Below are 19,666 nucleotides of genomic sequence, written 5' to 3' on the forward strand. Positions count from 1 at the left end.
GCGCCGGGAGCAAACGGCGCGCAGTTAAGCCGCTGTTACGAGATCGGCTGCGAATCCGCCGTGGGGTTGCCCAGATCGTCGGTGGGCAGGTATTGCTGGTCGAACGCGGCCACGTAGAGCGCCCATTGCGGCTCGCCCAGATCGACGAGCAGCGCGCCGTCTTGCCAGATGTCGTTGTGGTCGTTGCTGTCGTCGCCGGGGCGGTGGATGAACGCGCCCTTCGACCCCTGGTTCATATGGACGTCGTGCAGGCCGTCGCCTTCGCTGTAGAAGCGGCCGAACACATAGACATCGTTACCCGCCTGCTGCGCGCGCAGCAATAGACGCTGTAGCGTGGCGACCGGCTCGACGGCGTCCGAGCCGTCCATCACGTCGCTGTCGCGCCACTTGCCGGTATTGGCGAGAAAGTCGCTGCGCTGGAAATCGATGGCGGGCAGTGCGGCCTGGCCGGTCAGGTTCTGCGAGCCCGATGGGGCGTCCTTGAGCGTGGCCAGCACCGCATGGCGGAAATCGAATGGCAGCTTGTATTTGAGCAAGTCGTCCGCATCGGTGGTGCCGACGTTGACCGCGACGTCCCATTGCGCACCCGCGACCGAGAGGCCGAAGTGCAGGTGGTACTGCACTTCATGGGGCCGCCGCGTGGACTTGAGTTGCGGCGCCGTCACGATCTTGCCCTTCGCATAGCCATAGGGAAGCGACATTTTTCACGTCTCCTCGATCGAAACGAACCATGCTAAGGGGGTTGCGTGACAGTTGTGCTGCGAGCGATCCGATGCGGATAACGCGAGAATGCCGCGTAGTTGAATGCCGCGTAATTTATTGCGTCGCCCACTCGGCGAGCGTGGCGACGGTGTTCATGTTGCGCGCCGTGCCGTCCTTCGCCGCGGCGATCTTGAGCTTCGAGCGCCCGATGCCATCCGGGTAGGTAATGTAGATTTCGCGCGCACCAAGCGCCAGTTGTTCCGTGCCCTGACCGCTGAGCGACTTCAATGCATCGGCGGGCGGCGCGGCGTCCAGGAAGAGGGCGACGGTGCGATCGGGCGGCGCATCGGCGAACGGATTGTTCGCGAGTACGGCGGCCATCTCTGCCGCGCTGCGCAGCAGTACGCCGACGGGCTTGCCCGCATAGTCTTCGAGGCTCTGTTCGAGTCGCTTCTTGACGCTTGCCGCGGTGAGCTTGCTGTCGAACACCACGTTGCCGCTCGCAATATACGTGCGCACGTTCGTGAAGCCCAGCGCTTCACACATCGCGCGCAGTTCGGGCATGGGAAGTTTGCCGGTGCCGCCGACGTTCACGGCACGTAGCAGAGCAATGTAGGTAGGCATCGGGGCATGATACCGGGATCGTCCGGGGCATGTCCCGTGCGCGGTATCATCGCTCGCGCGCGGTGCGCTATCCCGGCGCGCGTGCGGTTACCTGGCGACTTATACGGGCACTGACACATGAAGACGCTGCTGATCGTCTATCACACGATGACCGGAGGCACCCAGCAGATGGCCGAAGCCGCCGCTGCGGCGGCGCGCGAACAGGCAAGCGCGGACAGCCTGAAGATCCGATTGCAACGCGCGCACGAGACCCAGCCCGCCGACGTGCTCACCGCTGACGGCTATCTGTTCGCCACGCCTGAGAATCTCGCGGCGATCTCCGGGCTCATGAAGGACTTTTTCGACCGCTGCTACTACGCGGCGCTCGATCGCGTGAACGGTCGCCCCTACGCGGCCATGATCTGCGCGGGCAGCGATGGGCAGAACGCCCTGCGCCAGATTGATCGCATCGCCACGGGCTGGCGGCTCAAGTCCGTCGCCGATGGCCTCATCGTCTGCACGCACGCGCAGACGCCCGAGCGCATCCTCGCGCCCAAGACCATCGGCGCCGACGATCTCGCACGCTGCGCGGAGCTGGGCGCGGGCCTCGCGGCGGGACTCGTGCTGGGCGTGTTCTAGCGGCGCGCGATGACGACTGCTTTGTGACTATGCATCGGGCAGTGTTGTAAAGGATTGTCAGAGCCCGGCAGGCATCGTCAACTCCTAAGCAGGGGCGGCGTTTATGCGGGAGACGACCCAAGCTTGGGTCGATTCTCAACCCGTTATTGGAAGGGACCGCCATGAAGCGCATCATCCTCGCCAGCTTTGCTCTTTTCGCCTGCGCCGCCGCATACGCGCAGGTGCCAGCCGCCGCTCCCGCACCCTCGCATCACCACACCACGCACAGCAAGCATCACAAAGCGCGTCGCGCAGCGTCTACGCATCACGCGAGCCGCCCGAGCGACTCCGTCGCCGATCGCGCGGAGCCGCTCGATGCCTCATATCTCAAGCCTTGACGCGCGGCATCGCTTCAGCCGGGAAAGCGGCGCGCGTCTGAAATCAAGATAGAAACGGACGGGCTTCTTTCATAATGCTCCGCTCAGTAAAAATGCAGGATGACGAATTAATGAGATCGAGCATGAATTTGCGATGGCGCCTCGCGATCTGGAGCGGCCTGTTTGCCGCGGGCGCCGCTGTTTCGGGATGCGCGCTCCAGGCGGGCGCCGACACTTCACTCTTCACGGCCTCTTGCAGCAAGGCCGTCGCGGGCTACTACTGCGTGCAGCCCGGCGATACGCTCGATAGCGTGGCCTTTGGCTTCGGGCGCAAGCCGCAAGACATCGCGCGCTGGAATGGCTTCGCGCCCGGCACGACCTTGCTGGTCGCGCAGACGCTGCGGGTTGCGCCGCCGGACTGGACCAGCTCGCCGCGCGAGCTGGCGCTCAGTCCTTCGGAGTCGCATGCGCCGGCCGCAGCGGGGCAGTTCATCTGGCCCGTCAGCGGCGTGGTGGTGCACGAGTTCGGCGCGGACGGCGCGCGCGGCATCGAGATCGCGGGACGCGCCGGCATGCCGATCAAGGCTGTAGCGGCGGGACGCGTCGTTTATGCGGGCAGCGGCATCAAGTCCTACGGCCTGATGGTCATCGTCAAGCACGACAACGGCTACGTGAGCGCATACGGCAACAATCGGAAGATCCTCGTTCACGAAGGCGACGCGGTGCAGCAGGGGATGACCATCGCCGAAATGGGCACGCGCAGCGGCGCTCAGGCGCTCCTGCAATTCGAGATGCGCGAGGGCAGTCATGCGGTCGATCCGCTCGCGCATCTGCCGGCAGGGTCCGGGCCGGTCGCCGAATAAGTCGTTGGCCAGGTGCGCGCCGCTTTCCGCAGACGCACTTGCAGCGCATGGTCGATCAGGCCATGTAAATCGGCTAACGCGCGCGGCTTCGCCGCAGACGAATCGTTCTGGCTTTATCGGCTCTGGGTGTGACGCTGGGTGTGACCTCGGATCTGGGCCAGACGATGACCCACGCCACTCACGACGCGACACCCGCATCGGCATGCGCAACACGATTACGCCCGCCGCGCTTGGCCGCATAAAGCGCGGCGTCGGCGGCTTCGATCAGCGCACGCGGGGTGAGCGAGGCGCCCGCGCCATGCGTGGCGCAGCCCGCGCTCACCGTGATCTGTCCGCTTGCGACGGGGGTGGGGATCATCAGTTCGGCGACCGCCGCGCGCGCGCACTCGGCGATGGCGCCGGCTTCCTGCGTATCCGTATCGGGCAGCACCAGCGCGAATTCCTCACCGCCATAGCGCGCGACGAAGTCGCCGGGGCGCAGCGTGCGCGCGAGCGCATCGGCCACGGCGGCTAGACAGGCGTCGCCATGCAGATGGCCGTAAGCGTCGTTGTAGCGCTTGAAGTGATCGACGTCGATCATCACGAGCGAGAGCGGGCGCATGCGCTGCGCCGCTTGCTCGCACGCCACGCGGAACTGCTCATCGAAATAGCTGCGGTTGTAGATGCGCGTGAGCGCATCGCGCGCCGAAGTCTGAACCAGCGACGCGTGCTCGACCGAGAGGCGTCGATAAAGCGCGGTGACCTCCCACACGAGCACACAGACCAGCACGCCCGGCGCGAGCATGCTGAAGACGCGCGCGACATACCAGCCCAGCGTGAAACGTTCGATGCTCAAGGTGTTGAGCGCGGCGTCGACGAATGAGGCCAGCAGCGCCACCACGATCCACAGATCGAGCACGAGGCGCAGCCGTCCCTTCAGCAGCACGACGGCGATGGCGGCGACATTGAGCGCGCAGATCGCCAGTCCCGCGAGGTTCGCGCCGAGGCTGGACGGCGGCAGCGGCAGCGGGGCGTTGCTCGACGCGCGCCACGGCTCGACCAGATCCACCTGGGTGACAAAGAGGCCGAGTAGCACGGCAATCGCGGCAGGCCCGGCGATCAGCAGCCAGCCGCGCCCGGCGACAGCCGCCGACTGAGCGGATGCGCCGACATCGTCGGCGGTGCGCGTGCGCACCAGTTCGGCGACGATCACGAGCAGCGGAAAGCCCGCGTGCCAGAAAATCCACATCCACGCGGCGCTGTGCGGGCCCGCGCCCAGCAGCCCGGTGCGCGTGAAGACGCCAGGAAACATCAGCAACTGGAGCGCCACGGCGATCGCCGTGAACGCATACGCGCCGCCGAGCGCGCCGAGCATCGGCAGGCGCGTGGTGGCGAAGCGCGCGCCGAGCAGAAAGGCCGCGATGCCCGAGGTCGTGAACACGGTGAGCGCGCACATCGGCATGAACGGTGCGACGGCGGGCAACATGTCATGGGCGCGCGGCGCGGCGAGCCCAAGCGTGAGCAGTATCGCGAGCGCGCAGGCACTGGCGATGAGCGCCTGCCTGCGTGTCGCCGGTCCTATCAGCAAGCCGTCCATGAGTGGCGTGTCGGTTCCGGTTATGCGTGCGTGGTGGGTGCGTCGGGATCGGCGTGTGTCGCCATGCCATGCGGCCTGCATTGGCGGCCGCGCGCGTGGGCTTTTCGATGCCGACGGCCAGGCGATTTGTCGTTCGCTTTTTCATTTGCCTTAGCGAGCTATTGTGCGCCGATTCCGCGTGGCCTGGCGTGCCCGTGAACCCCGCCGCGGGCGCGCTGGCGTGTCGCTTCAAGGTTGAGTTTCCTTATCGAGCGCGCTACATTGGGGCGCGCTTTAACCCCGCTGGGCTGGCGCGTCTGCCGAAGCGATCTTCGTAATATTTATGTAAGGAGCCCTGATGGTGCAGCGCGCAGTGCGCGAGAGTCGCGAAGCGTATGGCTGGTTCGCTGGCCGCCGGGGCGAGACCCGGCTCGGCGTGATCGCGTTGGGGCTGGCGGTGGTGTTCGGTGCGCTCGCGCTGGTGCCGCGTTTGCCATTCGACGCGCGTTGGTGCGCGGTGCTGGCGAGCGCGAGTCTCGATATCGTGATTGCCGTGATCGGCACGCGCCTGTATGTCGAGCGAGTTTTCGCGACGACTGCTCAACCGCTCTGGAAAACGTTGCTCGCGCTAGCATGGCTCGCCTTGCGGCGCAAAACGCCCGCGGACGCGGACCATCACGCCGAAGCCGCCAAGGCCGATACCCCGGATCTTCGCGCACTGTTGCGCGCATTGCCGTGGCGGCCGTGGGTCGCGCCGCTGCTCGCGCTCGTCTCGCTCGCTTTTGCCGCGCTCGCTTGGCTGTGGCCCGAATCCGCGGCGTCCGTCGATCAGGGCGGCCAGGCGCAGGCGTCGCTAATGGTGGCGGGAGCGGGTGCGTTGGCGCTCGCCTTCGGCGCGCTCTTCGTCGAACGCATTCATGCGCAGCAAGGCGAACGCTCGCACGGGGCGGCGGCGTTGGCGGCGCTTCTGCGTGTGCTGCTCGTTGCGTCTCTCGGTGCGGCGGCGGCGGTGGCCTGGTCCGCTATTGCAGGTGGCGCAGGCGCCTCGCCCGCCTGGCTCGTGCGCCTTATCGCCGTGCTGAGCGGCGCGGTGGCGCTCGAACTGGCGGCACGCGCGGCGTGGACGTGGTTCGCCGCGCCCATGACGCCGCCCGCACAAGAGTGGTATCTCGCCAGCACGATCGCGCAGCTGCTGGGTGCGCAAGCCCGCCCCCTCGCCACGCTCGACGCGCAACTGCGTGCGCGCTACGGCATCGACCTGCGCCAGAACTGGGCGCTGCAAAGCTTTGTGCGCCTGTTGCCCGCCACACTCGCGGTCATGCTGCTGGTGGGCTGGCTGCTTGGCGGCGTGACGGTGCTGGGCCCCGATCAGCGCGCCGTGTACGAGCGCTTCGGCGCGCCGGTCGCCGTCTGGCAGCCCGGTTTGCATGCGGGCCTGCCTTGGCCGTTCGGTCGCGCACGCGTGATCGACAACGGCGCGATCCATCAGCTGATCGTCTCGGGCAGCGCGAACGACGATGCCAACGCGAGCCAGCGCGCCGCGCCCGTCCCGCTCGCTCCCTCCGCCGATGGCGCCACGCCCGCAGCGTTGAACCGCCTGTGGGACGTCGCGCATCCGTGGGAAACGACCCAGGTGATCGCGGGCACGAGCGGCGACCAGCAGGCCTTCCAGATCGTCAGCGCCGATGTGCGACTCGATTACCGCATCGGCCTGTGCGACGCGGCGGCGCGCGCGGCGCTCTATCGCACGGTCGATCTCGACCAGACCGTGCGCGCGATCGCGAACCGCGAGGTCGTGCGCTATCTCGCCGCGCGCACGCTGCCCGCGCTGCTCGACACGCCGCAGACCGCGATGGCCGCGACGCTGCGCGGCATCGTGCAGCATGAACTCGACAAGACCATCGGCGGTATCGAGGTTGTGGCGGTGGTGATCGAAAGCGTGCATCCGCCCACTGGCGCGGCGGCCGCGTATCACGGCGTGCAGGCCGCGCAGATCCGCGCCCAGGCGAGCGTGGTGGAGGCGCGCGGCTTTGCGGCGGCCACCGTGGGCGGCGCGCAGCAACAGGCCATCGAGGCCATCGAGCAAGGTGCGGCAAACGGCGCGGATACGCTCGCGGCCGCGCGCGTGCAGCAGACGGCCTTCGACGCCGATGTGATCGCGCAGGGCCTGGGCGGCCCCGCGTTTGCCTTCGAGTACTACCTGCATGCGCTGCAAAAAGGCCTGCAAAACGCGAATCTGACCGTGATCGACGATCGTCTCGCGAGCGGCAACCGCGCGACGATCGACCTGCGCGCGCTCACCCCCGCCACGGCGGCGGGCGTGCGTCCCGCATGGTGAGCGATGGCGAGGCAACGCGGCGCAGGGCGCTTTCAGAACGAACCGATATCCCTCTTGAGCAAGGTGATTTGAACGTGGGTCTCTTACACGCACACGGCGATGCGCACTCCCATCATCACGGTCACGCGCACGGCCATTCACACGGGCATTCGCACGATCAACCCGGCGCGCCCGCGAACCGTCCGCGTTTCGCGCTGCGCGTGGCGCTGGCGGCGCTGTGCGTGATCGTCGCGCTGATGGTCGCGAGCTTCGTGCAGGTGCGCGAAGGCGAGGCCGCCGTGGTCACGCGCTTCGGCGACCCGGTGCGCGTGCTCCTGCAACCCGGGCTCGCGTGGCGCCTGCCCGCGCCGATCGAGGCGGCGGTGCCCGTCGACCTGCGCCTGCATACGACGTCGAGCGGCCTGCAGGACGTGGGCACGCGCGACGGCCTGCGCATCATCGTGCAGGCCTGGGTGGCGTGGCGCGTGCCCGCCAATGCGAACGACATCGGCCGATTCGTGCGCGCCGTGCGCAACGAGCCCGACGAAGCGGCGCGGCAGATCCGCTCGCTGGTCGGTTCGGCCTTGCAGACCACCTCGGCGGGTTTCGATCTCGCTTCGCTCGTCAATACCGATCCCTCTCAGGTACGCATCGGCGCGTTCGAGGAAGCGCTGCGTCGCCAGATCGATGCGCAGGTCTATGCCGCTTATGGCGTGCACGTCGTGCAGGTGGGGTTGGAGCGTCTGACGCTGCCCGCCGTGACGCTCGCGGCCACGGTCGAGCGCATGCGCGCCGAGCGCGAAACGGTGGCCGCGCAGCGCACCGCCGAGGGCAACCGCGAGGCCGCGCAGATTCGCGCCGATGCCGACCGCGACGCGCGCGTGCTGATCGCCGACGCCAACGTGAAGGCCGCCGCCATCGAGGCGCAGTCGCGCAAGGACGCGGCGGCGATCTACGGCAGGAGCTACGCGGCCGACCCGCAGCTCTACACGATGCTGCGCTCGCTCGACACGCTCGGCTCGGTGGTCAACACGAATACCAACCTGATCCTGCGCACCGACGCGGCGCCGTTCCGCGCGCTGGTGCAAGGGCCGCCGGGCATGGGCGGGCCGGTCGATAACGCGACGTCGGCAACGGCGGCGCCCGCGCGCAATCACGGACACAGCCGATGAGCACGCCCGAGTTTCAGTCCAGGCTCGGCCCGGGCGCGCAGGCGGTGCGCCTGTCGTTCTGGCTTGTCGCCGTGCTGGCGGCGCTGGCCGCGCTTGCCTGGGCGACTTCCAACGTGCGCCGCATTCCGGCCGACTCCAGCGCCGTGGTGACGCGCTTCGGCGCCTATGTGCGCGAGCAGGGCGCGGGGCTGCTGGTGGCGTGGCCGCGCCCATTCGAAGACGTGCTGCTCGTGCCGGGCAGCGAGCGCGTGCTCGAACACCGCGTGCTCGCGCTCGAACGCGAGCCGCGCGTCGCGGCGACGCTCGGCCTGGATAGCGACGCGCAGGCCGGTTCCGGCTACGTGCTCACCGGCGACAACGGCGTCGTGCAGTTGAGCGTGACGCTGTTCTACCGCGTGAGCGATCCCTACGCCTACGCGTTGCAACTGGACAATCTGGACGCGGCGCTCGAACGCGTGGTGTCGGCCGCCGTGGTGGAGACGGCGGCGCAACGCGACCTCGACGCGATCCTCGTTGCGCGCCCGGAAATGGTGGCCGCCGACCAGCAGATGGCCGAGCGCCGCGAGCGTCTGCGCGGCGACCTCGCGCAGGCGATCCAGCGTCACCTGAACGCGCTCGCCGCCGCGCACGCGGGACTCGGCATCGAGGTGGCGCGCGTGGATGTGCAGAGCGCGTTTCCCGCTTCCGCCATCGACGCCTTCAACGCCGTGCTGAACTCGATGCAAAGCGCCGAACGCGATGTCGCGCAGGCCCGCACTGTCGCCGAAAAGACGCGCCAGGGCGCGCAGCAGAACGCCGACCGCGTCGTCCAGGATGCGCAGGCAAGTGCCGCCGAGCGCGTCGCCACCGCGCAATCGGAGACTTCGACGATCACGCAGCTCGAAGCGGCGCTCGCCGATAACCACGATCCGGGGCTGGCGGCACGCGCCTATCGCGACCGCGTGCAGGCCGTGCTGGCGAAGGCCGCGCGCGTGACGACGCTGGACCCGAACGATGCATCGAGTCTCGTGCTGCCGGGGCGTGCGCCATGACGACGCCTTACGAACCGCTCGGTCGCCGCGTCGACCTGCACGCTGAGCGCGCCCCGCAGGACGTGGCCGACACACAAAACGTTACCGCGCACGCGATGTCCGCCGCCGAGCGCCGCGCCATCACGCGCCATACCTTGCTCGCGTTGCTCGCGGGCGGTCTGCTGCTGCTCTCGCTGGCGTGGCCGTGGCTCTCGCCCGCGGGCGCGCGCGGCGACGCGACCGTCGCGCAACTGCTCGCCGCGGCGGCGTCGCTGATCGTCGCGCCGCCGGTGTTCGCGGGCGCGTGGCACAGCCTCAAGTCGCCGAGCCTGCATGGCGTGACCGACCGCCTGATCGCGCTCGCGATGCTGGGCGCCTGGGCCGTGGGCGACATGACGACGGCCGCGCTGCTGCCCATCGTCATGACCTTCGGCCACGCGCTGGAAGAGCGCAGCGTGCTCGGCTCGCAGGAAGCGATACGCGCACTCGGGCGACTGACCTCGGGCAAGGTGCGGCGCGTGAGCGCGTCGGGGGCGATCGAAGAAGTGGCGTATGAGGCGATCCGGCCGGGCGACCTCGTCGATGTGCTGCCGGGCGCGCGTATTCCCGCCGATGGCCTCGTGCGTCAGGGGCGTTCGAGTATCGACAACGGCCCGATCACCGGCGAATCGCTGCCGCAGGATGCAGGCGAGGGCGCGAGCGTCTATGGTGGCGCGATCAATCTGGACGGCCCGCTGCGCGTGGAGATCACGCAGGTGGGCGAGGCTTCCACGCTCGGCAAGGTGATCGAGTTGATGCAGCGCGCGGAAGCCGCCAAGCCGCCCATTACGCAGGCGCTCGAACGCTATATGGACGCGTATCTCGCGCTCGTGCTGCTGATCGCGGCGATCGTCTGGTTCGTGAGCGCCAACGCGCAGGCGATGCTCGCGGTGATCGTCGCGGCCTGCCCGTGCGCGCTCGTGCTGGCGGCGCCCTCGACGGCCATCGCGGGGATCGCGGCGGGCGCGCGGCGCGGCATCCTGTTTCGCAGCACGGCGTTTCTCGACAAGATCGCCGAGATCGATTCGCTCGTGATCGACAAGACCGGCACGCTGACGCACGGCGAGTTGCGGCTGACGCGCACGGTGTGGCAACCCGGCGTAGAGGAAGCGCAGGCGCGCGAACTGGCGGCGCGGCTCGCATTGAGCAGCGCGCACCCCGTTTGCCGCGCGCTCGTGCGCGAAGGCGCGGCGGACAGCTTGCAGGCTCATGAGGCTTACGTCACGCCATTTGCCGAGGCGCGCGAACTGCGCGGTCTGGGCGTGATTGCGCATACGCCGCAAGGCGTCGCCGTGCTCGGCCGAGCCGATCTGCTCACGCAGCACGTGAGCCCGCTGCCGCCGGCGCCCGCCGATATCGACGGCCCTTGCGCGGGGCTCGCGCTGAATGGCCGTCTGCTCGCGTGGTTCGGTTTCGCCGATACGCTGCGCCCCGAAGCGCGCGGCGCGCTCGACGACCTGCGCGCGCTCGGCATCGCGCGCGAGGCGCTGGTGACGGGCGACCGCGAAAACGTCGCGCGGCGGCTGGCGGCCGAGGTCGGCATCGACACCGTGGTGGCGCAGGCGTTGCCGCACGACAAGCTCGATTACGTGCTGGCTGAAATCGACGCGGGGCATCATCCGCTGGTGGTCGGCGACGGCCTGAACGACGTGCTGGCGATCAAGGCCGGCTCGACGAGCGTGGCGATGGGCGAGCGTGGTATCGACATCGCCGTGGCCTCGGCCGATGTCGTGCTGCTCGCCGACGATCTGCGCCGCCTGCCCGACTGCATCCGCCTTGGCCGTGCCTGCCGGCGTATCGCGACCACCAATGCCGCGATTGGCCTCGCGTGGACGGTGGCGGTGATTGCACTGGCGGCGCTCGGCGTGCTCGGCGCGGTGGCGACCGCGATTCTCCATAACGTCGGCACGCTCGTCGTGATCGCCAACGCGGGACGCCTGCTGCGCCGCGATGACGAAAAGCCCGGTGTGCTGGCCGATATCAACCCATGAGTTCCAGACGATGAACACCACCCCCACCCTGACCGGCAAAGCGGTCGAACTGCGCCCGCTGCGTGAAGCCGATGCGGGCGCGCTGGTCGAAGCCGCCGCCGATGGCGAACTCTGGAATCTCAAGGTGACGGTCGTGCCGGATCCGTCGACGGTGAACACCTATATCGCCCGCGCGCGCGAAGGCGAGGTCGCGGGCACGGTCATGCCGTTTGCGATCGTGCGGCGCGATACGGGGCGTGTAGTCGGGAGCACGCGTTTCTGGAAGATCGACCGCGCCAATCGCAAGCTGGAGATCGGCCATACGTGGCTGGCGGCATCGGCGCAGCGTTCGTCGATCAATACCGAGGCGAAGTATCTGCTGTTGACCTATGCGTTCGAGACGCTCGCTTGCGTGCGCGTACAGTTCACTACCGATGAACTCAACGAGAAATCGCGCGCGGCGATTCTGCGTCTGGGCGCGAAACAGGAGGGCATCGTGCGCCATGAACGCATCATGCCCGATGGGCGCAAGCGTAATTCCGTACGCTTTTCCATCATCGACGATGAATGGCCGCAGGTGCGCGCGGGGCTTCAGGCGCGGCTTGGCGCGCGTTAAAACAAACTCGCCTGACCGGAAATCAAGGTTTCAAACCCTTCGCGCAGGAACGGCAAAATCGCATCGGCGACAGGCTGCAACTGGCGCGTCAGATAGAACGTGTAATCGGGCGGCGCGCTCAGTGTTTCGAGCGGCTCGGGGCCAACGGTTGTCATCACATAGCTGATCCAGCCACCGTTCTGATACTGCAAAGGGCGGCCTTTTTCGCGGTTATATTCGTCGGCCACACGCGCGGCGCGCACGTGCGGCGGCACATTGCGCTGGTAGTCGCTCAAGGGCCGGCGCAGGCGCTTGCGAAACACGAGTTGATCGTCGAATTCGCCGGCCAGCGTACGCCGCACGTAATCGCGCACGTAGTCGGCGTGAGGCTCCCGCATGAATACGCGCCGGTAGAGTTCGCGCTGGAATTGCTGCGCAAGCGGCGTCCAGTCGGTGCGCACCGTTTCGAGACCCTTGAACACCACTTCCTCGCTGCCGTCCTTCGCAAGCGAAAGACCTGCATAACGCTTCTTGCTGCCTTCTTCGGCGCCGCGCACGGTGGGCATGAGAAAGCGCGAGTAATGGCGCTCGAATTGCAGTTCCAGCGCGCTTTCCAGACCGAAGCGTTGTTGCAGTTCTGTCTTCCACCACGCGTTGACGTGCGCCACCAGTTCGCGGCCGGTGCGCGTGGCGTCCTCTTCCGAATGCGCGCGCTTGAGCCAGACGAAGGTCGAATCGGTATCGCCGTAAATGACGTCGTAGCCCTGCGCCTCGATCAGCGCGCGCGTCTGGCGCATGATTTCGTGGCCGCGCATCGTGATCGACGAGGCGAGGCGCGGATCGAAAAACCGGCAACCCATCGAGCCGAGCACGCCGTAAAACGCGTTCATGATGATCTTCAGCGCCTGCGAGAGCGGGGCATTTTTATTGCGCTTGGCGGCTTCGCGGTTCTCCCAGACCTGGCGCACGATCTCGGGCAGGCAGTGCATCGTGCGCGAGAAGCGCGCACCCAGAAAACCCGGCACGGAATGCGCGTCGCCGGGTTCGTGCAGGCCTTCGATCAGCCCGACGGGGTCGATCAGAAACGTGCGGATGATCGACGGATAGAGGCTCTTGTAGTCGAGCACCAGCACCGAATCGTAGAGACCCGGCCGCGAATCCATGACGAAGCCGCCGGGGCTGTTTTCGCCCACCACATCGCCGAGATTGGGCGCCACGTAACCTAGCCGATGCATGCGCGGCAGATAGAGATGCGTGAACGCCGCGACCGATCCCCCGCTGCGATCGACGGGCAGGCCGGTGACCGAAGCGCGTTCCAGCAAGAACGAGATCAGTTCGGTCTTCTCGAAGATACGCGTGACAAGTTCGCAATCCTTAAGGTTGTAGTGCGCGAGCGCGGGCTTGTCCTCGTCGAAGCGGCGCTGGATTTCGTCCATGCGCTGATACGGATTGTCGACCGCCTTGCCTTCGCCTAGCAGCGTGCGCGACACGTATTCGAGGCTGAACGACGGAAAGCTCCAGGTCGCCGAACGCAGCGCTTCGATGCCGTCGATGATGAGCCGGCCCGCCGCCGCGGCGAAATAGTGATTCTGGTTGACGCTGTGTTCGCGCCACTCCATGACCGCGCCGCCGCGCCCCAGCCGCAGCGGCACGCCGTATTGTTGCGAGTGGGCGTGCAACACGCGCAGATCGAACTGCACCAGATTCCAGCCGATGATCGCGTCGGGATCGTGTTGCGCCATCCATGTATTCAGGCATTCGAGCATCTGCGCACGGCTCTCGCAATACGCGAGATCGAAGTCGAGTGCGCTGGCGTCGCCGTTTTGCGGCGCGAGCATATAGACCTGGCGCTGGCCACAGCCTTCGAGTGCGATCGAATACAGCTCGCCTTGTGCGCTCGTTTCGATGTCGAGCGAGACGAGTCGCAGCGACGGCCGGTAATCGGCAGCGGGTTTCATTTCGCCGTCGATCAGCACACCCGTTTCATCCGCCATACCGCGAAACAGCACGGGCGCGGTGATGAAGCGCTCCATCATGTAACGCTCGGGCGGCTGGATATCGGCTTCGTAGACGTCGATGCCCGCCTTCGTCAGCCGCTTCGCCGCGCCCGTGAGCTGGCGATATTGCGGCGCGTACAGCCCGGCGATCGGGCGCTGGCGGAAGTCCTTGAGATCGAGCGCTCGCCATTCGACGCCTTTCTCGCGTTCGAGCGTGCGTTGCGCGGCTTCGCGCTGCGTGGCCGGCACGAATGCCACCGAGGGTTGCGCACGCAGGCGCAACTGCCGCGGGCCGTCGGGCGTCGCGAGCCAGAAGTCGACTTCGGTGTGCGTGGGCGTGTCGCGCCAGTGGCGGGTCAGAATGAAGCCCGGAGCGAGGCCGGGTTGTTGCTCGATCACGATAGGGTTCGGAGGGTTAAGCGCTGGCCTGTCTGGACTCGTGCGATTGTACCGCCGCGCGACAGGCGATAATGCGCTCACCCACCCGTACCGATAACGACAGAACCGAGGAGACGCCATGAACGAGAAGAGTCACGCGCGTTCGATTGCTTTAGCCGCGATAGTGGCGATGGTTGTTGCGCTACCGGCAGGCGGCGCGGAGCCGGATTCTGCGTCTGCTTCGGTATCGCCACTAGGCCGCACGATTGCGACGCAAGGCACTGCGAAAGGCATCCCGGCATGCATCAGTTGCCACGGCGCGAACGGCGAGGGTAACGCGGCGGCGGGTTTCCCGCGTCTCGCAGGCTTGAGCGCGCCTTATATCGAAGCGCAACTCGCCGCGTTCGCCGACGGCACGCGCGAGAACAGCATCATGCAGCCCTTCGCGAAGATCATGTCGCTCGACGGACGCGAAGCCGTGGCGCAGTATTTCAGCAGCCTGCCTGCTCCGAAAGCGATCGGCACACGCGACGCCGCCGACGCATCGCCCGACAACACCGGCGCCTGGCTCGCCACGCGCGGCCGCTGGCAGCAGGACTTGCCCGCCTGCGTGCAGTGTCACGGGCCGGGCGGCGCGGGCGTCGGCAGCGTGTTTCCGCCGCTGGCGGGCCAGCCCGCCGCTTATATCGAGGCACAGCTCAATGCGTGGAAGAACGGCAAGCGTGCGCCCGGTCCGCTTGCGCTGATGCCAGCTATCGCGAGCAAGCTCAGCGACGCCGATATTCATGCCGTGGCGCAGTATTACGCGCAACCGGCAAACCCCTAAGCGGGAGACCATGATGAAGCCATTCGTCCTCAAGCACGGCACGATCGCCGCGCTGTTGTGCATCGTTGGCGTGTCGAGCGTCGATGCCGCGCAGACCACGCCCGAACCCGCCAACGGCCCGAGCGCCCACGCCACCCCATTCGAACCCCCCGCTGAAAATGCGCTGCCCAGCGGCGATTTCGGCAAGCAGGTGAAACTCGGCGAGCAGATCTTTCTGCACACGGGCCAGTTTGCGGGCCGCTACGTGGGCAATACGCTGACCTGCGCGAATTGCCACCTGGATGCGGGCCGCAAGGCCAACGCAAGCCCGATGTGGGGCGCCTATATTTCCTATCCCGCGTTTCGCAGCAAAACCGGCAAGGTGGACACCTTCGCCGAGCGCCTGCAAGGCTGCTTCAACTACAGCATGAACGGCAAGGCGCCACCGCTCGGCGACCCGGTACTGATCGCGCTCGAAAGCTACGCGTACTGGCTCGCGACGGGCGCGCCCGTCGGCGGCAAGCTTGCGGGGCGCGGGTATCCGAAGCTGCCCGCGCCCGCACAAAAAGCGGATTACGCGCGCGGCGGCGCGGTCTATGCGCAGCACTGCGCCGTCTGCCACGGCGCGGATGGCCAGGGCCAGCGCAGCAACGGTCAGACCGTATTCCCGCCGCTATGGGGCGCGCAGTCGTTCAACTGGGGCGCGGGCATGCACGAGATCCAGAATGCGGCCGGTTTCATCAAGGCCAATATGCCGCTGGGGCTCGGCGGCACCTTGACGGATCAGGAAGCGTGGGACGTGGCGACTTTCATGGACAGCCACGAGCGGCCGCAGGACCCGCGTTTTACGGGCTCGGTGGCGCAGACGCGCGCGCAATATCACGACACGCCGTATTCGATGTACGGCATGACGGTGAATGGGCACGTGCTCGGCAGCCCGTGAATGCGGCTAGCGCGCGTCGAGCAATGTGAACTGGCGGAAATCGAGCGGCGACATCTCATAAGCCCGCCGGAATGCGCGATTGAAATCGGACGGGCTACCAAAGCCCAGACCGTAAGCGATTTCGACCACGGGCTTGTGCGGATAGCGGCGCAAGTCCTCGGCGGCCTGACTCAGGCGACGGTTGCGGATATAGGCGGCCAGACCGCCTTCGCTTTCGAACAGCCGGTAAAGCGTGGGACGCGATAGCGGCGATGCGCGCAATACCTCGTCGGGCGTGAGCGCAGTTTCATACAGGTTCTCGTCGATATAGCGCCGCACCTGCGCGAATGCGGCGGCCCGTACCGCCGCGCGCGCGTTGCCTGTGAGCCGCGCCTGCTTGCCGAATGCCGCGCCGATCAGCAACGCGCAAGCGCGCATCGCTTCATAGGATTCGGCAGCGCTCATCTGCCCCATATGCCGCGCGAGATGCGCGATCTGGGCGGGAATCAGGCGTGCAAGCGGCGCGTCGTATTCGATTGCGCTCCCATGCACCGATTCCGGCTCCGGCAATACGGTCTCCAGCAGCGCGCGCGGCATGAAGAACGCCAGCACGCGGCAATCCGTGCGCGTCATGTGCATGGGTTGACCCATGTCGAGCGCGAGGATGCCGGGCCGGGTTTGCAGCGCAACGCGCTTCGGATGCAGGCCCGTGCGCGTCTCCATTGAGCCATCGACCAGCACATGAAAAACAAAGGAGCGCACGGCATCGGTGGAAATGCGCGCGCCCGTGCGCGTCTGCGAAAGCACGTCCGTGGAGCAGTCCATGAACGTGAGATCGGCGTTGCGATAACTGTCGATGGTGCCGTGAAAGCCGCGCGCGAGATCTGCGTTCGTAATCGGCACATCGAGAAAATGACCGACGCGTTGCCGCCAGGCGGGCAATTGCAGCCCGCGCGCCTCGTGGGCTGTGCTGAAGTGATCGTGCAGGCACGGCGGCGTCGCGCCGTGGGGAGGTTCTGTTGTCACGATGTCGATAGCCCCGGGTAGCGCGTCTGAATACCTTCGTTATGTTAAGCGCTTGCCGGGCGACTGCCGATATTGCGGGAAAGTAGCCGCACAAACGCCATTCGTCTGTCTTGCGCAAAGAGCATAACGAGTTCATTTTAAAGCCACAAGCGCGACGTTATTGACGCGTCGACTGCTCGCGCCGGTGTGCGAACTTGTGCAGTTCAACGATAGCTAACGGACAGAAAGTCACGTAAAACACGATGCTTTTCTGAAATTGAGCACGCCGATTGATGTGGATTTCATAACGGTCTCTTCCAGCGTCGGCCCTTAGTCTGCCATTTACGGTGGCCGACACTCGTTCCCCCAAACGTATAAACCAGCTTCAAATAGAGGGGGAACCGGAAGTGAAATGGAAGCCATTGGGAATCTTGCTCGCCGTGTGCATCGGCACTGGCACGGTGCATGCGCAAAGCAGCATCACGCTGTACGGCAAGATCGAGGACGGTCTCAACTACACGAGCAACGCACGCGCGCGCGACGCGTGGCAACTGGAAAGCGGCTACGACTACGGCAGCCGCTGGGGACTCAAGGGCGACGACAATCTCGGCGACGGTGTACACGCCATCTTCCAGCTGGAAAACGGTTTCGACGTCAACACGGGACGCAATGGCCAGGGTGGCCGGCAATTCGGGCGGCAGGCGTTCGTGGGCGTGACATCCGAACGCTACGGCACGCTCACGCTAGGCCGCCAGTACGACCCCAGCGTGGACATGTTTTCGCCGATGACCGCCAATGGCAACTGGACCGGCTATATCTTTGCGCACCCCTACGACAACGACAACACCGATTACTCGTTCCACGCGAACAACGCAGTGAAATACGTCACGCCTGTTTTTCGCGGCTTGAGCGCGGAAGCCATGTATGCGTTCAGCAACCAGGCGGGTGGCTTTGCGAATAACCGGCTTTATGGATTCGCCGCACAGTACGTGAATGGCGGACTCACGCTGGCGGCGTCGTACCTGAAGCTCAACGGCGCGAGCAGTGCGACGGATGGCAGCGCCAATACGGCGGGCGCGGTCACGGACAGTACCTTCAATTCCCGCTCGCAGCAGAATATCGGCGTGGGTGCGAACTACGCGTTTTCGAACTGGCTGGTGGGACTCGCGTACTCGCATGTCGATGTGTACGATCCCAGCGCCAACGCCTATTTCAGCGCCGATGGCGGCCCGACCCAGCCTGCGGGCGGTAGCTGGCAGGCGTGGAAATTCGATAATGTCGAAGTCAACGCGCGCTATCAATTCACGCATGCGCTCTATCTCGGTGGGGCTTATACCTACACACAGGCCCATCTTTCCTCGACTACGGGCAGCTTTAATCCCAAATGGCATCAGTTGAGCCTCAAGCTCAATTATGATTTTTCATCGCGTACGTCGATTTACCTGGAAGGCGCGTGGCAGCATGCAGTCAGCGCGCATACGGGAACGCAATTCGACTACGCGAATATTCCCGGCGCGGCGGATATTTCGTCTGGACAAAATCAGATGCTCTATCGCATTGCGCTGATTCACGGTTTCTAGCTTCCGAAAGAGAGCGCGTGAGCGTCGAAACCGACAACGGGACCGACCCTTACACGCGCTCGCGTGGTCCGATGATTTGCCTGACAACTGCAAGAAATAAACCCGTTCCGAATCGAATTAGCATCGCCCAGGGTTTTCACCTAATTTGACGTTCCACAAAATTGTTAAATTCATGGCTTAGAATCAAACCTCTAGCTGAGGCGTTACGGCAATGTAAGCAGGTCACACATTGCTGGACTTGAGTGGTCGAGAGTCGCATCGGATGGCGGCTCATATGAGTCAATCTATTTAGCATTTCTAACCATGAGGCATAGTCTAATGACCGAGCCAGTGAACGATTTCGCATCCGATCAACTCCGGGCCCATTACCAGTCCGGCATCGCGGCCTTTTTCGCGTTGACGCAACCCGCGTTCAAGAGCGTCGAAGCCATCGTCGCGTTGAATCTCCAGGCCACCCGCGCCCTATTGGCCGAAAACGAAGCAACGCTCAAGAGCGCGCTGCAAACCACGTCCCCCGTCGAATTGTTCACGCAGCAGGTGAGCCATTCGCAACAGGCAGCCGCAAAAGCCCTGTCGTATGGGCGTCAGCTCTTTGACATCGCCACGCATACCCAATCCGAATTGACCCACGCCGCGCAGGCGCAAGCCGAAGCGCAGCAGGACCGCGTGAAGGCATTCGCCAATGCGCCCGCGGGCGCTGCGCCGTATCTCTCGGCGTTCAATTCGACTTTCGCCGCATTCGGTAATGTGGCTGAAAACCTGCGCAATCTGACGCAGAAAAATATTGAAGCGGCTCAAAATCGTTTCGATTCGGTTATGGCTAAACCGATTCAGCAGCCCTCCACGCAGGACGCCGCACAAGTTATTCACGCCGCGAAGTAAGGGCAATTGCATCTGCCATTGCGGATCTCAGTGCATTCAAGAAAAAAACGCGGTCGCAACGCATTTGCGTTGCGTGCCGCGCTCCTTTCATCTGGATCGACGGTTGGGTTGAATCAATTCGCATCGCCAATGCGTTTGTTCCCTCTTTTGTCATCTTTATGTAACGGTACGCGGACACGCTCATTCATGTGTCGCAAACATGTCGTTGATGCGTCGCGTGTGAATCCGCTTTGAAGCACGCTTTTGACACAGCTACCCAGTAAGACTCTTTAACGC

The 19,666-nt window shown here is 65.6% G+C and carries 17 protein-coding genes; 12 read left to right on the top strand and 5 right to left on the bottom strand.

Translation table 11 applies throughout. The annotated features are described in order from the left end of the window. Positions 1-35 precede the first annotated feature (35 nt). Together U5782_RS37810 and U5782_RS37815 are read right to left on the bottom strand one after the other, a co-directional pair. The gene (locus U5782_RS37810; protein ID WP_322048969.1) at positions 36-701 is read right to left on the bottom strand and encodes a DUF2278 family protein; all 666 of its coding nucleotides are present in this window, start codon (positions 699-701) and stop codon (positions 36-38) included. A 115-nt stretch (positions 702-816) separates the two neighbouring features. Next, positions 817-1,326: a DUF1697 domain-containing protein gene (locus U5782_RS37815; RefSeq protein ID WP_322048970.1), complete on the bottom strand. Its 510-nt coding sequence runs from the start codon at positions 1,324-1,326 to the stop codon at positions 817-819. Between the two features lie 117 nt (positions 1,327-1,443). Between U5782_RS37815 and U5782_RS37820 the strand changes: the two genes are divergently transcribed. The 3 genes from U5782_RS37820 to U5782_RS37830 all read left to right on the top strand — a co-directional run bounded on the left by U5782_RS37820 (position 1,444) and on the right by U5782_RS37830 (position 3,163). Further along, positions 1,444-1,944 carry a flavodoxin family protein gene (locus U5782_RS37820; RefSeq protein ID WP_322048971.1) on the top strand — a complete coding sequence of 167 codons (501 nt, stop codon included), beginning with the start codon at positions 1,444-1,446 and terminating at the stop codon, positions 1,942-1,944. 161 nt (positions 1,945-2,105) lie between these two features. Beyond that, positions 2,106-2,321 carry a hypothetical protein gene (locus U5782_RS37825; RefSeq protein ID WP_322048972.1) on the top strand — a complete coding sequence of 72 codons (216 nt, stop codon included), beginning with the start codon at positions 2,106-2,108 and terminating at the stop codon, positions 2,319-2,321. A gap of 122 nt (positions 2,322-2,443) precedes the next feature. Next, entirely contained in the window at positions 2,444-3,163 is a 720-nt protein-coding gene (locus tag U5782_RS37830) for a peptidoglycan DD-metalloendopeptidase family protein (RefSeq protein WP_322048973.1), read from the top strand. 178 nt (positions 3,164-3,341) lie between these two features. Here the strand turns inward: U5782_RS37830 and U5782_RS37835 are convergent, their stop codons facing one another. Next, on the bottom strand, positions 3,342-4,739 hold the full coding sequence (locus U5782_RS37835; RefSeq protein ID WP_322048974.1) for a sensor domain-containing diguanylate cyclase: 1,398 nt from the start codon (positions 4,737-4,739) through the stop codon (positions 3,342-3,344). Between the two features lie 337 nt (positions 4,740-5,076). On the opposite strand from U5782_RS37835, the gene U5782_RS37840 reads away from it, so the two are divergent. The 5 genes from U5782_RS37840 to U5782_RS37860 all read left to right on the top strand — a co-directional run bounded on the left by U5782_RS37840 (position 5,077) and on the right by U5782_RS37860 (position 11,842). Then, a complete protein-coding gene (locus tag U5782_RS37840) occupies positions 5,077-7,056 on the top strand; it encodes a protease modulator HflK (protein ID WP_322048975.1) in 1,980 nt (659 codons plus the stop codon). 74 nt (positions 7,057-7,130) lie between these two features. Continuing rightward, positions 7,131-8,207, top strand: a complete 1,077-nt coding sequence (locus U5782_RS37845) for a protease modulator HflC (RefSeq protein WP_322048976.1) — start codon at positions 7,131-7,133, stop codon at positions 8,205-8,207. After that, positions 8,204-9,238: an SPFH domain-containing protein gene (locus U5782_RS37850; protein ID WP_322048977.1), complete on the top strand. Its 1,035-nt coding sequence runs from the start codon at positions 8,204-8,206 to the stop codon at positions 9,236-9,238. Before U5782_RS37845 ends, U5782_RS37850 begins: the two co-directional genes overlap by 4 nt. Continuing rightward, on the top strand, positions 9,235-11,247 hold the full coding sequence (locus U5782_RS37855) for a heavy metal translocating P-type ATPase (RefSeq protein WP_322048978.1): 2,013 nt from the start codon (positions 9,235-9,237) through the stop codon (positions 11,245-11,247). The genes U5782_RS37850 and U5782_RS37855 overlap by 4 nt, the downstream gene beginning before the upstream one ends. A gap of 10 nt (positions 11,248-11,257) precedes the next feature. Next, complete coding sequence (locus U5782_RS37860; protein WP_322048979.1) at positions 11,258-11,842, top strand: GNAT family protein; 585 nt, start codon at positions 11,258-11,260, stop codon at positions 11,840-11,842. Here the strand turns inward: U5782_RS37860 and U5782_RS37865 are convergent. Then, complete coding sequence (locus U5782_RS37865; protein ID WP_322048980.1) at positions 11,839-14,217, bottom strand: DNA polymerase II; 2,379 nt, start codon at positions 14,215-14,217, stop codon at positions 11,839-11,841. The two genes, U5782_RS37860 and U5782_RS37865, sit on opposite strands and share 4 nt — an antisense overlap. A gap of 118 nt (positions 14,218-14,335) precedes the next feature. Here U5782_RS37865 and U5782_RS37870 point away from each other — a divergent pair, with 118 nt between their 5' ends. Beyond that, positions 14,336-15,022 carry a c-type cytochrome gene (locus U5782_RS37870; protein WP_322048981.1) on the top strand — a complete coding sequence of 229 codons (687 nt, stop codon included), beginning with the start codon at positions 14,336-14,338 and terminating at the stop codon, positions 15,020-15,022. A gap of 10 nt (positions 15,023-15,032) precedes the next feature. Beyond that, positions 15,033-15,944, top strand: a complete 912-nt coding sequence (locus tag U5782_RS37875) for a c-type cytochrome (RefSeq protein ID WP_322048982.1) — start codon at positions 15,033-15,035, stop codon at positions 15,942-15,944. 6 nt (positions 15,945-15,950) lie between these two features. On the opposite strand, the gene U5782_RS37880 is transcribed toward U5782_RS37875, so the two are convergent. Beyond that, positions 15,951-16,949 (bottom strand): helix-turn-helix domain-containing protein, encoded by a 999-nt coding sequence (locus tag U5782_RS37880; RefSeq protein ID WP_322048983.1) that lies wholly within the window; start codon positions 16,947-16,949, stop codon positions 15,951-15,953. A 386-nt stretch (positions 16,950-17,335) separates the two neighbouring features. On the opposite strand from U5782_RS37880, the gene U5782_RS37885 reads away from it, so the two are divergent. Together U5782_RS37885 and phaP are read left to right on the top strand one after the other, a co-directional pair. Further along, the gene (locus U5782_RS37885; RefSeq protein ID WP_322048984.1) at positions 17,336-18,508 is read left to right on the top strand and encodes a porin; all 1,173 of its coding nucleotides are present in this window, start codon (positions 17,336-17,338) and stop codon (positions 18,506-18,508) included. 318 nt (positions 18,509-18,826) lie between these two features. Then, on the top strand, positions 18,827-19,390 hold the full coding sequence (phaP, locus tag U5782_RS37890; RefSeq protein ID WP_322048985.1) for a TIGR01841 family phasin: 564 nt from the start codon (positions 18,827-18,829) through the stop codon (positions 19,388-19,390). Positions 19,391-19,666 lie beyond the last annotated feature (276 nt).

The sequence above is a fragment of the Paraburkholderia sp. J67 genome (genome assembly GCF_905220265.1).
Lineage (GTDB): Bacteria > Pseudomonadota > Gammaproteobacteria > Burkholderiales > Burkholderiaceae > Paraburkholderia.

Bases quoted from the DNA above. Each gene is read 5' to 3' on its own strand.
- U5782_RS37810 (WP_322048969.1), bottom strand. From the start codon at position 701: ATGTCGCTTCCCTATGGCTATGCGAAGGGCAAGATCGTGACGGCGCCG.
- U5782_RS37835 (WP_322048974.1), bottom strand. From the start codon at position 4,739: ATGGACGGCTTGCTGATAGGACCGGCGACACGCAGGCAGGCGCTCATC.
- U5782_RS37870 (WP_322048981.1), top strand. From the start codon at position 14,336: ATGAACGAGAAGAGTCACGCGCGTTCGATTGCTTTAGCCGCGATAGTG.
- U5782_RS37830 (WP_322048973.1), top strand. From the start codon at position 2,444: ATGAATTTGCGATGGCGCCTCGCGATCTGGAGCGGCCTGTTTGCCGCG.
- U5782_RS37875 (WP_322048982.1), top strand. From the start codon at position 15,033: ATGATGAAGCCATTCGTCCTCAAGCACGGCACGATCGCCGCGCTGTTG.
- phaP (WP_322048985.1), top strand. From the start codon at position 18,827: ATGACCGAGCCAGTGAACGATTTCGCATCCGATCAACTCCGGGCCCAT.
- U5782_RS37860 (WP_322048979.1), top strand. From the start codon at position 11,258: ATGAACACCACCCCCACCCTGACCGGCAAAGCGGTCGAACTGCGCCCG.
- U5782_RS37825 (WP_322048972.1), top strand. From the start codon at position 2,106: ATGAAGCGCATCATCCTCGCCAGCTTTGCTCTTTTCGCCTGCGCCGCC.
- U5782_RS37850 (WP_322048977.1), top strand. From the start codon at position 8,204: ATGAGCACGCCCGAGTTTCAGTCCAGGCTCGGCCCGGGCGCGCAGGCG.
- U5782_RS37855 (WP_322048978.1), top strand. From the start codon at position 9,235: ATGACGACGCCTTACGAACCGCTCGGTCGCCGCGTCGACCTGCACGCT.
- U5782_RS37840 (WP_322048975.1), top strand. From the start codon at position 5,077: ATGGTGCAGCGCGCAGTGCGCGAGAGTCGCGAAGCGTATGGCTGGTTC.
- U5782_RS37815 (WP_322048970.1), bottom strand. From the start codon at position 1,326: ATGCCTACCTACATTGCTCTGCTACGTGCCGTGAACGTCGGCGGCACC.
- U5782_RS37820 (WP_322048971.1), top strand. From the start codon at position 1,444: ATGAAGACGCTGCTGATCGTCTATCACACGATGACCGGAGGCACCCAG.